This window comes from Salisediminibacterium beveridgei (genome assembly GCF_001721685.1).
GTDB classification, from domain to species: Bacteria; Bacillota; Bacilli; order Bacillales; family Salisediminibacteriaceae; genus Salisediminibacterium; species Salisediminibacterium beveridgei.
The window spans coordinates 560,048-574,885 of record NZ_CP012502.1; the positions used below are offsets into that span (position 1 = coordinate 560,048).

A 14,838-nucleotide genomic window follows, 5' to 3' on the forward strand; every position below is an offset into this window, starting at 1 on the left:
AAGGGTTATGCATTATTGCTGGTGTTGGGTGCAGTTGTGATCATCGGTTTGCTCGTACCTCCCATGGCTTACCAGATTATCTCAAGCTCTTCGCAGGCAAGTCAAACGGAACGGAACGTCCAGCTGGAAAACATGTATGACATGGGAAAACAGATGGGCAGAAGACATGTGGAGACAGCCGTTAATGGAAAAGGTCCCTATGAGGGTAGAGGCTTTGATAAAATTGAAAGTGAAGCCGGTGGTGAAGTCACTTGGGACGATGTTGTAGAACATTTCGAGGGAGAATTTGTGGAGAAAGAGGACGGTTCATTCAAAATCAACAACCTTGATTTTCAAACTTATGATGGAAATGTTGATGTGAAATTCACCCGTGTTGAAGAGATCAACGATCGATTGGAAATTGAGTATGTAGTGACACCGGAAATCAATGAGAACGACTCTCAACCAGTGACCGAAACATTTTATCTCGGACGAAAGGGTGGCGATGGAACAGGTGGAGGACCTGAAGATTGGTTTGATGATGAGGATGGAACAATAGAAGATGATATGTTTGGAGAAGATAGTATTGTAATTGATGACAATAATAATGAAAATTTGAATAGTCAATGGGATCAGGTGAATGACCAGGAAAAATATTCAAATACGATTTTTAAAGGTAAAGGTGTCACATTACCTGGTACAGGCGAATATCATTTAATTGGTCCAATTGCTTTTAATGTTGATGATGATATTAAATTCCCAGGAAGCAGTAGTTCTGTTCAAGTTAAATATAGTCTTTATATTTCTGATTCCATTTTTGATTTGAAGCAGGATTCGACTTTTTTAGTTGAGAGTGGGAATGCACATTTTAATGATGTTTCATTTGAATTTCAACATAACCGATCAGCAAAAATGTGCATTGACGGAGATATTTTTGATTATGGTGGCAATACCACCAAAGAACGGAGTAACGAAGATCCGGTTGAAGCTGAATTTTATCCTACGAATTCCTGTGATTTTGCAAACCTGGACCCACGAAAAATCTATTACACTGGTGAACTGAAAACAGGTGACTTAACAGAACCTGATTTCATGACTGGTCTGATTCTTGAAGGAACAAGAGGCGAGTAAATAATGTTCTTTTTCATTCGTTAATTTAATAGGTTTACTTGAATCATAAATAAAATTAGTGTTTTCTGTTAATAATAAGGTACTTTTGGCGTTTTGTCGCATGGTTGTGCTGTGTGTCGTTCTCAATTTAAGAGAGGAGACGAATCATGAAAAACCAGAAGGGGTACTCGCTTTTGATGGTGTTGGGTGCGATCGTTTTAATCGGATTACTGGTACCGCCTTTGGCTTATCAGATCATTTCGAGCTCCAGTCAGGCCAGTCAGACCGATCAGTCCGTTCAGCTGGGGAACATGTATGACATGGGCAAACAGACCGGCAGGACGCATGTGGAGAATGCCGTCAAAGGCAATGCCGGCTATGAGGGTTTTGAAGGTATCGGGGACAATGTGACATGGGATGATGTAGTTGCCCATTTTACCGACGAGCTCCAGGTCGGGGTTGAAAATAACACACTGGCGATTAATAACCTGGATTTCAGCACGTATTCCGGTGATGTTGAAGTGGAATTCATCCGGGTGGAGGAAGTGGACGACCGGCTGGAGATTGAATATCGTGTGATCCCGTCGATCAACAACGATTCGTCCGAAGAGGTGACGGAGATCTTTTACCTTGGGCGCGAAGGTGGCGACGGTTCTGACGATGAATCCGACTGGATTGACGAAGATGGTGAAATTCCTGATGATATTTTCGGGGATGAAACTGAATTGGAGAACTCAAACAACCCGAACCTGAAAACGGAAGATAACCCGATTACCGATTTGAAAAATACTGTTTTTACAGGCTATTCTGTCACACTGCCTTCAAACGAAGATTATGTGATTGATGGTCCGCTCGCCTTCAGTGTGACCAAAAATAATGGGGATCGTGGTGAAGTGACGTTTCCCGGCTCGAAGAGTACAGCGGTCATTAACGGCGACGTTTACGCGGCGAGTGTCATCATTGATGTGAAGCAGGATACGACTTTCACAATTCTTGGCGATTTATATGTTTATAACACGACATTTAAATTCGATAATTCAGAAAGAAATTCGAATATTTGTGTGGATGGAAACATTTATGACTACGGCGATAATGACTTTGATAACGCCCGGGAAGACGGGTTTCATCATATTGAATCCTGTGATGACATAACGGACTCGATGAAAGTTTATTATACCGGAGAGGTGATTGGCGGAGGCCCTGGTGGCGGCAGCTACATCGAAGGGCTGATCCTCGAAGGCACACGCGGAGACTAATTTTTAGACTGGAGCTGTTTGGATTGACGACGTGGAACGTACCAACGAAAAAAATACTTGCAACCCTTGAAGGACTCGTCAACACGCCGAGTCCTTCTGGTCATACAGAGAAGGTCATTGCTTTTGTTGAGAAGAGATTGGCTGCAAAAAATATTCAGACCACGCGCAACCGGAAAGGCGGACTGATTGCGACGCTCCCGGGTGAGAACGATCAGGAACAGCGGATGCTGACGGCGCACGTGGATACGCTGGGTGCGATGGTGAAGGAAATCAAACCATCCGGAAGATTGAAAATCGATCTGATCGGCGGTTTTAAGTTCAATGCCGTCGAAGGGGAATACTGTGAAGTGGAAACCCAGGACGGGAAGATCATCTCGGGCACGATCCTGATGCATCAGACGAGTGTACATGTGTATAAGGATGCCGGCAGCGCCGAACGGAATCAGGCGAATATGGAAATCCGCCTGGATGAGAAGGTGAACAATGCTGAAGAGGTTCGCGGTCTTGGTATTGAGGTCGGTGATTTTGTGTCCTTTGATCCTCGTTTTCAAAATCTCGACAGCGGTTTTGTGAAATCCCGTCATCTCGACGATAAACTGAGCGTGGCCATTTTGCTGGAACTGATGATCGATTTTGTGGAAAAAGAGATCACGCTGCCGTTTACGACGCACGTGCTGATTTCCAACAACGAAGAAATCGGCTATGGCGGCAATTCCAATATTCCGGCTGAAGTGGTGGAGTATCTGGCTGTCGATATGGGTGCGATGGGTGACGGGCAGACAACCGATGAATATACTGTATCGATCTGTGCGAAGGATGCCAGCGGTCCTTATCATCTCGGGTTGAGACGGCATCTGACGGATCTCGCGAAAAAGAATGAGATCCCCTACAAGGTTGACCTCTATCCCTACTACGGCTCCGATGCGTCTGCTGCCATCCGCTCAGGCAATGACATCGTTCATGGACTTCTCGGCGCCGGTATTGATTCGTCCCACGCCTATGAACGGACCCACCAGGATTCCATTGAAGCCACCGCAAAACTTCTCTGGCACTACATGCAGTCTGATAATCTAATCAAATAAATTATATTCAAGCCCCGGTTCTTTCGTTTAAAGACCGGGGTTTTTATGCCTTCTTGGATTTGCCGGGAAGAAATTCTTATCCGGAGGAATGCGTTGAAGGCAAGCCCTCGAGAACGCGTCCACCATTAGCGTACCGAAGGTCAAGCACCGATACTTTTCAAGTACAGATCAAAAAATGACCCCGCGATTGCGGAGCCATTTGGGAATGCGATTTTGTTATGCGGCCTGATTTTTCTGGTCGCTCGGTGTAATCTTGCCTTTGAATACCTTGTCACGAAGTGCCGGGATCACCCATCGGTCACCACCGAATTTACCTGCATTGTATCCTGCAACAAGAATGAAGATTGTCAGAAGTACCAGGAACGGGTTGGATGAAACTGTTCCAGCGAACAAGAATGCAAAGTTCATTGTGATCCCGAAGAATGCTGCGGCGGTTGTCAATACGCCTAAAATCAAGCCCAAACCGACAGCGACTTCGCCCCATGCGACCATAAAGCTGAACAAATCAGCGTTTGGTAACGCAAAGCCTTCAAGAAAGGCATGGTATGTCGGGTACGTTTCCTGAACGGCTTCATTGCCGATTGCGCCTTGCAAGAAGCCGCCTGCATCGAATTCACCGAAAGCCTTACCCCAACCTGCTGTCAACCACTGCCAACCGACATATACACGAACAACTGCCAAAACCACTGCTGCAATTACATTGTTTCTTAAAAAGTCCATAATCATTGTAAATTCCTCCTTCAATTTTGGATAGTTGCACCACCTGATAAAAAAGTAATGATTGCTTATGATAATTGTGGGTGGTCACTAACTATCTTTCTTGACCCTAGTATAACGCAGGGGAAAGTCTGTGCACGCCGAAATTGTGAAGATCCTGTTAAGGAATGGTGGCCATTTTGTGAACAATGCTAGAAGCTTGATCGATCAGGGTTTATATCGCTCGATCAGAGCCGATTCGACATGATACGAACCGATTCAGTACTGAAATGTGACCAATGATCACAGTAAACAGGCAAACGACGTAGCAGATTCACTTCATTTTCTATGAGTATAGCCATTCAAATTTCCCGGAATATCGATTATCGTGCAAAGGAACTTTAAAATAGGTGACAATAGTGGATCAACTTCGGATAACGCAAGGATTCCCTGAATCGGGCTGATATCCTTGCAATCGTTCAGTCGAATAATCAAAATTATCTAAAAAAATTGCCATGAGGCTCAGTTCTTGGTAAGATGCTGTTATATAATCTCGCACCAAGAGGCGCTGAATGAGACCACTTATGCGAATCTGCCGTTTGACGATGACTGGATCAGGTTAAGGAAAAACATCATTTCCTGGCTTGACAGTCTTCTTCTTTCATTCATTCGGGACGGAAATCGTCACGTTGGACGTTAATCGTCCCGATTGAATGGCTGAAGTGCAGAAAAAGGAATGACTTTAAAGAGGAGGATATGAACATGGCAAAGCTTAATGAGAAAGATCCGAACACCATGCTTCGCAGTGATGTGAATAAGCTGGGCAAGATCTTAGGGGATGTATTGAAACATCACGGAGGCCAGGAACTCTTCGAAGAAGTGGAAGACATTCGTGAAATGACCAAGGCGCTTCGTAAAAACTACGACAAAGCGAGAGAAGATGAACTGAAAAAACGGATTGAGAATTTGAAGTCTCCGATGAGGCAACAGGTGATCCGGGCATTTGCGATCTATTTCCACCTGGTGAATATCGCTGAACAGCACCACCGGATCCGCCGTTCCAGGCAGTACCGGATGAAACGCGGCGAAAACATTCAGCCAAGTTCGATCGAATCAGCAGTGGTGAACATTCAAAAGGAAGATTATCCGGAGTCTGTCATCCAGCAGGTGTTAAACGATTCGTCCATTGAGCTGATTATGACCGCTCATCCGACGGAGGCGACGAAGCGGACGATTTTAGAGATTCAAAAACGGATCTCGTTTATCCTTGAGCAATTTGATAACCCCGTTCTCACCGAGAAAGAGCGGGAAGATTATGAAGAGAGTCTCGTTAATGAAGTGACGGCACTCTGGCAGACCGACGAGCTCCGTTTCAAAAAACCGACGGTCATTGATGAAGTGAAGAACGGTTTATACTATTTTGATACGACACTGTTTGACGTACTGCCTGCGGTCCACCTGGAAATTGAAGAACAGTTGGAGCGTTATTATCCCGGGAAGAATTTTACTGTCCCGAACTTTATTCATTTCGGTTCCTGGATTGGCGGCGACAGGGATGGGAACCCGTTTGTCACACCTGAAGTGACATGGGAAACGTTGAACCTGCAGCGCGGTCTGACGCTCAGGAAGTACGAAGAAAGTATTACGGAACTGATGCGCCGTTTCAGTCAATCGACTACCCGTGTGGACATTGACCCGGAATTTATCGCCACCATGGAGAAATACGAGAAAGAATATATGAAGAAAGCCGAAACGTGGCCTGTCACGACAGAAGTCTACCGGCGAATGCTAGGTGTCATGCGGAAACGGATCCGCCAGGTTGGTAAAACGAACACAGGCTACGATGTGGCAGAAGAGCTTCTCGAAGATCTTCGCTACGTGCGAAAGCATGCCTTAAAGCATCAGTTGCCTGATCAGAAATTGAAGCGTCTGAATAAGATGATCCGTCAGGTCGAACTGTTCGGTTTTCATCTGGCGACTCTCGATGTCCGAAACCACAGTGGCGAACATGAAACCGCGATTGCGGAAATCCTTAAAGTCGTCGGCATTACTGATGATTACAAGGCACTGAGTGAAGAAGAAAAAATGACGATTCTGGAAAATGCGTTGAAAGACCCTCGTCCACTGATGCTGTTAAATGAAGATTACTCGAAGGAAACCCGTGAAATCTTCAAAGTATTCCAGATGATCAAGGATGCGCATGACGAGTTTGGTTACCGCTCCATTGAAGTGTATCTTGTCAGTATGACCCAATCTGCCTCAGATCTTTTGGAAGTGCTGGTGCTGGCAAAAGAAGCGGGCATTTACCGCCTCCACGCAGATGGTACCGTGGACAGCAACCTGCATGTGGCACCGCTTCTTGAGACGGTCGATGACCTGATGGCAGGGCCGGCGATTATGAAACGGCTGTTTGAAATGGATACGTACCGCAACCATCTTTCTGAACGGGGGGATCATCAGGAAATCATGCTGGGATACTCCGACGGCAGTAAGGATGGCGGGACCTTGACGGCGAACTGGAAGCTCTTTGAAGCCCAGGCGAAGATTCATAACATGGCCAAGGAATACAATGTCCGCCTGAAATTTTTCCATGGAAGAGGCGGGTCCCTTGGGCGTGGCGGCGGTCCATTGAACCGCAGTATTCTCTCTCAGCCGGCGGAAACCCTGGGGGACGGTGTCAAGATCACAGAGCAGGGCGAAGTGTTGTCTTCCCGGTATCTCTTAGGGGATATTGCCTTTCGGAACCTGGAACAGGCGGCGTCTGCCTTACTCGAAGCCTCGGCGAATGTTTACGCAACGCCTGATGACAGCTGCCATGCACGCCGGCCGCATTGGGAAGAAGCGATGGAGGAGATCTCCAAGGCATCCCTTGACAAATATCAGTCCCTCGTATTCAAAGATGCTGATTTCCTGACGTATTTTAAAGAAACCACGCCATTGAATGAATTGAAGGAGCTGAACATCGGCTCACGTCCGATGAGCCGAAAAGGCAGTGAAAAATTCGAAGACCTCCGGGCCATTCCGTGGGTATTTGCCTGGACCCAGTGCCGTCAGATGCTGCCTGCCTGGTATGCATCAGGAACAGGACTGGCTCACTATGCCAACCAGAGTGAAGAGAACATGGCCATGCTTCAGGAGATGTATCAGAAGTGGCCGTTCTTCCATTCCACCATCAATAACCTGCAGATGGCGCTGATGAAAGCAGACCTGTTTGCGGCGAAGGAATACGTGAAACTCGTGAAGGATCAGGAAATGGGTCAACGGATTTACGGGAACATCGAATCTGAATTTAATTTGACAAAAGAGATGCTGTTGAAGATATCCCAGAGTAACGAATTGCTGGATTTCTCACCAAATATCCGGGATTCGGTTCACCTGCGAAATCCGTACGTCGATCCACTGAACTTCCTGCAAGTGGATCTGATCGAGAAAATGCGCGAGTCCTCCACCGAAGAACATACCGATGAACTCCTGACAGAAGTCCTGCTCACCATCAGTGGTGTGGCAGCCGGACTCTTAAATACAGGTTGATCAATTGACAATCCCGGAGCAGCTTTGCTGCTCCGGATTCTTTTTTGCAGAAAACTAATTTTTTCTTCTCAATTTTCAGAAAAAAAGCTATACTAAGATGAGAGCCTGTGATTCCAATGGAGGAGAGGGGGGTTAGATGACGGGACTTATGTAATGGAATTTTACATGAAGACATATGAATTTGTTGATTCTATCATGTATCCCGTTACGCAAAAAAGGAAATCGTCCTGTCTTCAAGGTCAATGATGCAGGGAACAGGGGGATCCAATTTTATACTTCGTGGGAATCGTTCATATTGATCAAGAATTGAAGTATAAATGCTGCTAAGGTATCCTGAATCATTGATTCAAGGCTCTGAAACAAAAAAATAGAGCATGTTCAAAAGGAGGAGATCAAACGTGGTTGAAAACTTAACACCAATTGTAGTAACGTTTGTTGTTTACTTAATCGGTATGATGGTTTTAGGGTTGATTGCCTACCGTCTCACAGACAATCTATCTGACTATGTCCTTGGGGGAAGACGGCTTGGCGCAGGGGTTGCGGCACTGTCAGCCGGGGCATCGGATATGTCCAGCTGGCTCCTGCTCGGTTTACCGGGTGCTCTGTATGCCAGCGGTCTCGTTGAGGCCTGGATTGCCATTGGTCTTGCCATCGGTGCGGTCATCAACTGGATGTTCGTTGCCGGACGTCTCCGTGCTTACACGGAAGTCGCGAATGATTCCATTACGTTGCCGGACTTTTTTGAAAACCGCTTTGACGACAAGTCAAAATCTTTGCGGGTGGTATCCGCTGTACTTATTCTCATTTTCTTTACGTTTTACACATCATCCGGTCTCGTAGGTGGTGCGATTCTGTTTGAAAGCACCTTCGGGATGGATCAGACAACTGCCCTGTGGGTAGGTGCGATTGTCATTATCGGGTATACCTTCCTCGGTGGTTTCCTTGCGGTCAGCTGGACGGACTTTGTGCAGGGGATTCTTATGTTCCTTGCGTTGATCGTGATTCCGATTGTCGCCATCTTGGACTTCGGCGGCTGGGGACCGACAATGGATGCCATCCGTTCCGTTGATCCGGCGAACCTCTCCTTATTCCAGGGTGCCGGATTTATCGGGGTCATCTCCCTTATGGGCTGGGGGCTCGGTTATTTCGGACAGCCGCACATTATCGTGCGTTTTATGTCCGTGAAATCCATGAAGGAACTTCCGAAAGCGCGAGCGATCGGGATCAGCTGGGTTGTTCTTTCGATGACGGGTGCAGTCATGACCGGTCTCATCGGTATTGCGTACTTCGCCGATCAGCCGCTTGATAATCCGGAAACGGTGTTCCTCGCATTTACGCAGGTACTGTTCCATCCGGTTGTTGCAGGTATCTTGCTTGCTGCGGTACTGGCAGCCATCATGAGTACGATTGACTCCCAGTTACTCGTATCGTCTTCTGCATTGGCTGAGGACTTTTACAAAGGGATGATCCGTAAAGATGCGGATCAGAAGGAACTCGTTCTTGTCGGCCGTCTCGGCGTCCTTGCGGTTGCGATCGTTGCCCTGATTCTTGCACAGGATCCGGACAGCACGGTCCTTGAGCTGGTCAGCTACGCGTGGGCGGGTCTCGGTGCCACATTCGGGCCACTGGTGCTCTTCTCGCTCTTCTGGAAGCGCACAACCCGTAACGGCGCCCTTGCCGGTATGCTTTCCGGTGGTTTGACCGTGCTCATCTGGGTCGCGTTCCTCAAAGGCGGCGAAGGCTTCTTCTCCTTATACGAGCTGGTAGTCGGCTTCGTGGTATCATGTATCTTCATTGTCATCTTCTCCTTGGCGAGTCCTGAACCTTCACAGGAAATTCAGGACACGTTTGAAAAGGCGAAGCGAATGGACAAAGGCAACATCGACGAATAGATTCAATAACAGTAAGAAGCGCTCCGATATTTATCGGGGCGCTTCTTTTAATGAATAAAGAATTGTGATCAGCGGTGAGAGGGTCAGGAAAAAAGCGAAGGGCACGTATTGCCAGACAGGGACACCCAGAATCGAACTGTTCAGGATCGCAAGCAGACTCCACGGGACAATGCCTGCGAACACCACGGTGGAATCGGCCAGCACCCGGCTTAATGCTTTTTGAGAAAAATGTGTACGCCAGTGCGGCAAGAGTGAACGGGCGGTTACGATAATCGGGAACGCCTGATTCGGAGAGATGACCGATACCGCGGTGGCGATACCGATCGACTGCCGGGTGGTCCCCGACAGGGAACGGGTTTTGGTCAGATAGCGGTTGATGACGGGCTGCAGGAGTTCCGTGTCTTCGATCATCTGTGAGAACATCCCGACTGCCAGAATGAAGAGGATAAACGGCAGCATCTGCCACAACCCGTTCAGGTTATCTACGCCGGTCAAGGCACCGCTGAACCAGTCGGCGAAAGCGGCATTTCTGAGCAGGATCAAAGCGATTCCGGCGAGGATCCCCGCAGTGAAGGAGCGGCGCATCGGCATGCCGCTCAAGATCATGATTAACAGCACGACCGGTGGAATCAGAGACAAAGCGATGTCCGGCACATGGAGCTGACTGCCGGCAGTGACAGCAATTGCTGTGGTTCCCTGGTTCATGGTCCAATCGAGCACGGAATAGAGCAGACCACTCACTCCTGCCGTGATAAACATCGTGGGCAAAATCGCCCGGAAATGTGCTTTCACCGAGACTTCCAGGGAGTGGGCCAACAGAAAAAATGAGCTCGATAACGGGGAGGTGCGGTCCCCGATAAAGGAGCCTGACACGAGAGCGCCGGCGGTGATGAACACCGAGATGCCGAGCTGTTCGGCTGTGGCCATCATCGGCACACCGACGATACTCAAACTGCCGATCGATGAGCCGACGATAAAGGACATGATGCCTGTGATCAAGAAGGCAATCAGGAAAAAGTGTTCGTTTGAGATCACGGTCAGGAAGAGGAGATTCAAATCATCGATGGTCCCCGCCACAGCCCAGGTCGGCAAAAGGATGCCGATAAACACCAACAGCCAGGCGACGTCTTTATTCCGCTTCAGACCGTTCACGCAAGAGGAAGCAATGTCCTGCCAGGAAATTGCTTTGACCCGAGCAAAATACAGCAGCATGCCAAAGCCCGGTGCAATGCCGAGCAGAAGCGGGAAATCCAAAACGATGGCCAGCATCAGTCCGAGGACGGTCAAGGTGATGATCCAGATCAATTCAGTGAATGAAAATGTTGCGCGCATGGTGTCACCGACTTTCGAGCGAACTTGTTGATTCCAAAATGTATTGTAGCATAATTGCAGAAATATGAGGGTTTTGTGAACCATCTTCGTAAGCCATTGTATTTCATCCTCGATTAATTTATATTATAACTATCAAGTTAGTGAAATAGATCACAAAAACTACGACGGTGTTGAAAACGCAATTTCCGGCACCTGAACCAAGCGAAGTCTTTTCACAACTCATTTTGGGGAGGAATGTACGATGTTACAAATTACAGATCGCGCAGCGCAGATTTACAAAGAGGATATGGAGTTAACAAAGCAGGATGAAATCCGGTTATTTGTCAGAGGAGCCGAGGGCTTTTTCCTCGGGGTGGAGAAAGCAGATTCCGAAGAGAGTGACTGGTCCACAGTCGTTAACGGCGTGCGCTTTTTCATCAAGGAAGACGATCTCTGGATGTTTGAAGGGATGACCCTGGACTTTTGCGATAAAGGCGATTGCATCAAACTGCATACAGCCGTTCATTAAACAGAAGAAACAGGCAGCCTTTCGATATGAAGGGCTGTTTTTTAATACATAATCAGGATGGGTTAAGTGCAACCGAGACTTCCGCCAATGACTGGACGGCAAGCCCGGTTTTCTTTAGGTAAATTAAATATACCGATCGGTATGAAGTTCACAAGAAGAAATATGTTAAAATAAAGATGTACTTAAACTGTGATATGTGGAGGGATACGACATGATTCTGAGTGGAAAAACCATATCCGAAAAACTGAAGGCCGGAGAAGTAGTGGTTGATCCGATGACCGAAGAGCAGGTGCAGCCGGCATCGATTGACTTACGGTTGGGCGCGCATTTCCTTGTTATCGATGATCATTTAAGCACGAAACTGTCCCTGACTTCGGAAGCGGCATACCGGGAAATTGATGTGGGAGAACGGGGTTCCATCGTCATTCCGCCGCAGTCTTTTCTTTTGGCAACAACCAAGGAATACATTGAGATCCCTACTTCACTGACCGCTTTTGTAGAAGGACGAAGCAGCATCGGACGGCTCGGGCTGTTTATTCAGAATGCGGGATGGGTGGATCCGGGTTTTAAAGGGCGGATCACGTTGGAATTATACAATGCGAACCGTTTACCGATTGAACTGGATATTAACCGAAGAATCTGTCAGCTCGTTTTGGCTGAGGTCGACCGGAATGCGGAGCCGTATGAAGGGAAGTATCTGAATCAAAGTCATGCCACGGCGAGCCGCGTCCAGTTGGATTATGAGAATCAAAAGCGGATCGAATCGTCTGAAACGAAAAGGCGAAGCCGTAAATAACCGGTGATAGAATACCAGAGATTAGCTTGTGCAGTGCAGTAAGATGTAGTGAAAAAAATCTGAAGTTAGTATACTATAGAATAAGATGGCGAATAAGAATTGTAATTATTACATGTATTGAAGGAGGTATTTATGAAAAAAATCATAATTGTTATCAGTGCGATGCTAAGCTTTCTTTTCATTAAAAGCATGAATAAATCGATTCCAGAGAACGAAGACGATCTGTTTAAAGACAATAAGGGCGAAGAAAAACAGCTAAACTTGAATACCGCAGGTGCAGAAACGTTGATGAGCATACCAGGCATAGGTCCGGACTTATCATATAAAATTGAGGATTATAAAAAGAATCATGGTAATCTGAATGATTTGAACGAACTTTTGAATGTAAAAGGAATTGGTGAGAAGAAATTAGAAGAAATTAAACCATATTTGAAAATCGAATAGCGTAGAAACTTTATAAAAGACTTTCATCTAAATATGGAAGTCTTTTATATGATGTAAAACGCATTTTCGGCTTTACAACAAACACCGCATCCCGTCGACTGGTTCAAATTGGGTAATTGCTTACTGTTATTCATACGCTCGTTCTAAATAAGTGACTTCGACCGGCGTGATAACCACCTGCCCACTCGTCAGTCCGTTCATCCAGGATTCAAAGGCGTCCATATGACCTGCCGGTACATACGCATTCAGGACCACCTGATCCTCATAATCAATGTCTTTCAGGATGAAGTCAGAGGAGCGGATTTCGTTTTCAATTTTTCCGAGGAGGGTGTAATCGAACCGGACGCTCACAAGATCAGCCAGTTCCCGTTTGACGATGCCGGTCGCTTTTAATCCTTCACTGACGGCATTGGAGTAGGCCCGGATCAACCCGCCGCCTCCGAGCTTAATGCCGCCGAAGTAGCGGGTGACGACGACGACGGTGTCTTTCAGTGCCTGTTTTTTTAAGACATCGAGCATCGGCACACCTGCTGTGCCCGACGGTTCGCCGTCATCGTTGGCCTTCTGGATCTGATCGTGTTCACCGATCAGGTAGGCAGAACAGTTATGATTGGCCTGGCTGTGCTGTTTTTTTATGGCCTGGATAAAGGATTGCGCTGCTTCTTCGGTCTCAGCCCGGGTGACGTAAGCGATGAAGCGTGATTTCTGAATGACCATTTCATGTTCTCCTTGCCCTTTGACGGTTTTATATGACGATAACATGACAAACCTCCTGTGATGTTGCATGGACATAACAAATTCTAAAAAGTTGTGGGAATATGTGTTCAGTCACCGGATTTAGGTTATCATGACTATGTACTCCGGTGGTGGTGCTAACTTTTTTTAAAAAGAATCTTAGACAAATATCCTATTATACACTATTATTATAAGTAGACAACGGTCAGAAAGCCACAATTGATTTCCATAGACCGGAACTTACTAGAGAGAGGGATGAGATTGCACACAACCAAGTCAATCGAAGTCATTCTTGATAAAATGATGGAAATGGTTTCTAGCAGTAAAGAGGAGATCTTTGAAATCGCTGAACAATCGCGAAATGAATATGACGAGTTGAAGAAAGAGCTTCAGGAGATTCAGCAAAAAGTCATTCAACTGATCGACAAGCAGGATCAGGTGGAAATCCGCACACGATTTGCACGAAACCGTCTGGCGGAGGTGAGTAAGCATTTCGCTTCCTATTCCGATCAAGAAGTGAAGGAAGCCTATGAGCAGGCAAAAGATTTTCAGGTACAGCTGGCTGTGCTCGGGTCGGAGGAGAAACAGCTTCGGGAGCGCCGTTCACAGATCGAGCGTCGCCTGATGACTCTCGGGCAAACCGTAGACCGTGCCGATCAGCTCATCAATCAGATCAACGCGGTGATGCAATACTTGAGTGGCGACTTAAAGAATGTGTCGGATATGGTGGCAGATGCCGAACAGATGCAGCAATTCGGGGTGCAAATCATCCATGCCCAGGAAGAAGAGCGCAAGAAGCTCTCCCGTGAAATTCACGACGGACCTGCGCAGATGATGGCAAACGTGCTGCTTCGTTCCGAACTGGTCGAGAAAGTGCTCGATCAGGACGGGGTGGACCGCGCCCGCTTTGAGATTCAGGATCTTCGGAAAATGGTCAAAGCGTCACTCAGTGAAGTGAGGCGCATCATCTACGACCTTCGACCAATGTCACTCGATGATCTCGGGCTGGTGCCAACGGTGAACAAATTCATTGATAATGTGAACGAGTTCCAGGAAGGTGTGGACGTAAACTTCAGGAACATCGGCAAAGAAACGCGTCTCCCTGCACATATGGAGGTGGCGATCTTCCGGTTTATCCAGGAAGCCGTCCAAAATGCAGCGAAACATGCGAAGGCGACCACCATCAGTGTGAAGATTGAGATTACTGAAACAGGCGTTACAGCGATCGTGAAAGATGATGGCAAAGGGTTCGATAGTGAGGCCAAAAAAGAAAACAGTTTCGGTCTTGTGGGGATAAAAGAACGGGTCAAACTGCTTGATGGTGAATTGACGATCGATTCCAAGTCAGGAAGGGGAACCTTGATCATGCTTCAGGTACCTGTCCCTCAAAAGGTCTAGGTGGTTTAAACAGAGGTCCCGGAAATTTTCGTTGATAGACGGATGTACAAACGACAGTGATTTCGAGAAGATGGATTGT

General features: G+C 47.1%; 12 protein-coding genes. 9 read left to right on the forward strand and 3 right to left on the reverse strand.

Features of this window, described 5'->3' with window-relative positions:
• Positions 1-141: 141 nt before the first annotated feature.
• The 3 genes from BBEV_RS02410 (at position 142) to BBEV_RS02420 (ending at position 3,427) form a co-directional block, all read left to right on the forward strand.
• Positions 142-1,110, forward strand: coding sequence for a hypothetical protein (locus tag BBEV_RS02410; RefSeq protein WP_157100905.1), 969 nt, complete (start codon positions 142-144; stop codon positions 1,108-1,110).
• 146 nt (positions 1,111-1,256) lie between these two features.
• On the forward strand, positions 1,257-2,345 hold the full coding sequence (locus tag BBEV_RS02415; RefSeq protein WP_069364010.1) for a hypothetical protein: 1,089 nt from the start codon (positions 1,257-1,259) through the stop codon (positions 2,343-2,345).
• A 23-nt stretch (positions 2,346-2,368) separates the two neighbouring features.
• A complete protein-coding gene (locus BBEV_RS02420; protein WP_069364011.1) occupies positions 2,369-3,427 on the forward strand; it encodes a M42 family metallopeptidase in 1,059 nt (352 codons plus the stop codon).
• A 216-nt stretch (positions 3,428-3,643) separates the two neighbouring features.
• Here the strand turns inward: BBEV_RS02420 and BBEV_RS02425 are convergent, their stop codons facing one another.
• Positions 3,644-4,153 (reverse strand): DoxX family protein, encoded by a 510-nt coding sequence (locus tag BBEV_RS02425; protein WP_069364012.1) that lies wholly within the window; start codon positions 4,151-4,153, stop codon positions 3,644-3,646.
• A 732-nt stretch (positions 4,154-4,885) separates the two neighbouring features.
• Between BBEV_RS02425 and ppc the strand changes: the two genes are divergently transcribed.
• Both ppc and putP read left to right on the forward strand, forming a co-directional pair.
• On the forward strand, positions 4,886-7,654 hold the full coding sequence (gene ppc, locus BBEV_RS02430; protein ID WP_069364013.1) for a phosphoenolpyruvate carboxylase: 2,769 nt from the start codon (positions 4,886-4,888) through the stop codon (positions 7,652-7,654).
• 452 nt (positions 7,655-8,106) lie between these two features.
• Positions 8,107-9,546: a sodium/proline symporter PutP gene (gene putP / locus BBEV_RS02435; RefSeq protein ID WP_232318347.1), complete on the forward strand. Its 1,440-nt coding sequence runs from the start codon at positions 8,107-8,109 to the stop codon at positions 9,544-9,546.
• A gap of 30 nt (positions 9,547-9,576) precedes the next feature.
• Here the strand turns inward: putP and BBEV_RS02440 are convergent, their stop codons facing one another.
• Positions 9,577-10,962, reverse strand: a complete 1,386-nt coding sequence (locus BBEV_RS02440; RefSeq protein ID WP_069364015.1) for a Na+/H+ antiporter NhaC family protein — start codon at positions 10,960-10,962, stop codon at positions 9,577-9,579.
• Between the two features lie 157 nt (positions 10,963-11,119).
• Here BBEV_RS02440 and BBEV_RS02445 point away from each other — a divergent pair, with 157 nt between their 5' ends.
• The 3 genes from BBEV_RS02445 (at position 11,120) to BBEV_RS02455 (ending at position 12,626) form a co-directional block, all read left to right on the forward strand.
• Positions 11,120-11,386 (forward strand): iron-sulfur cluster biosynthesis family protein, encoded by a 267-nt coding sequence (locus BBEV_RS02445; protein WP_069364016.1) that lies wholly within the window; start codon positions 11,120-11,122, stop codon positions 11,384-11,386.
• A 211-nt stretch (positions 11,387-11,597) separates the two neighbouring features.
• Entirely contained in the window at positions 11,598-12,182 is a 585-nt protein-coding gene (gene dcd / locus BBEV_RS02450; protein WP_069364017.1) for a dCTP deaminase, read from the forward strand.
• 132 nt (positions 12,183-12,314) lie between these two features.
• Positions 12,315-12,626 carry a ComEA family DNA-binding protein gene (locus BBEV_RS02455; protein WP_069364018.1) on the forward strand — a complete coding sequence of 104 codons (312 nt, stop codon included), beginning with the start codon at positions 12,315-12,317 and terminating at the stop codon, positions 12,624-12,626.
• Between the two features lie 126 nt (positions 12,627-12,752).
• On the opposite strand, the gene BBEV_RS02460 is transcribed toward BBEV_RS02455, so the two are convergent.
• Positions 12,753-13,388, reverse strand: coding sequence for a YigZ family protein (locus tag BBEV_RS02460; RefSeq protein WP_069364019.1), 636 nt, complete (start codon positions 13,386-13,388; stop codon positions 12,753-12,755).
• Between the two features lie 228 nt (positions 13,389-13,616).
• Between BBEV_RS02460 and BBEV_RS02465 the strand changes: the two genes are divergently transcribed.
• The gene (locus BBEV_RS02465) at positions 13,617-14,759 is read left to right on the forward strand and encodes a sensor histidine kinase (protein ID WP_069364020.1); all 1,143 of its coding nucleotides are present in this window, start codon (positions 13,617-13,619) and stop codon (positions 14,757-14,759) included.
• The last annotated feature ends 79 nt before the right edge of the window (positions 14,760-14,838 follow it).

What these genes read in the sequence shown, in the direction of transcription:
- BBEV_RS02460 (WP_069364019.1), bottom strand. Translation starts at nt 13,388, where the DNA reads ATGTTATCGTCATATAAAACCGTCAAAGGGCAAGGAGAACATGAAATG.
- ppc (WP_069364013.1), top strand. Translation starts at nt 4,886, where the DNA reads ATGGCAAAGCTTAATGAGAAAGATCCGAACACCATGCTTCGCAGTGAT.
- dcd (WP_069364017.1), top strand. Translation starts at nt 11,598, where the DNA reads ATGATTCTGAGTGGAAAAACCATATCCGAAAAACTGAAGGCCGGAGAA.
- BBEV_RS02465 (WP_069364020.1), top strand. Translation starts at nt 13,617, where the DNA reads ATGAGATTGCACACAACCAAGTCAATCGAAGTCATTCTTGATAAAATG.
- BBEV_RS02445 (WP_069364016.1), top strand. Translation starts at nt 11,120, where the DNA reads ATGTTACAAATTACAGATCGCGCAGCGCAGATTTACAAAGAGGATATG.
- BBEV_RS02410 (WP_157100905.1), top strand. Translation starts at nt 142, where the DNA reads ATGGGAAAACAGATGGGCAGAAGACATGTGGAGACAGCCGTTAATGGA.
- BBEV_RS02415 (WP_069364010.1), top strand. Translation starts at nt 1,257, where the DNA reads ATGAAAAACCAGAAGGGGTACTCGCTTTTGATGGTGTTGGGTGCGATC.
- putP (WP_232318347.1), top strand. Translation starts at nt 8,107, where the DNA reads ATGATGGTTTTAGGGTTGATTGCCTACCGTCTCACAGACAATCTATCT.
- BBEV_RS02425 (WP_069364012.1), bottom strand. Translation starts at nt 4,153, where the DNA reads ATGATTATGGACTTTTTAAGAAACAATGTAATTGCAGCAGTGGTTTTG.
- BBEV_RS02455 (WP_069364018.1), top strand. Translation starts at nt 12,315, where the DNA reads ATGAAAAAAATCATAATTGTTATCAGTGCGATGCTAAGCTTTCTTTTC.
- BBEV_RS02440 (WP_069364015.1), bottom strand. Translation starts at nt 10,962, where the DNA reads ATGGTTCACAAAACCCTCATATTTCTGCAATTATGCTACAATACATTT.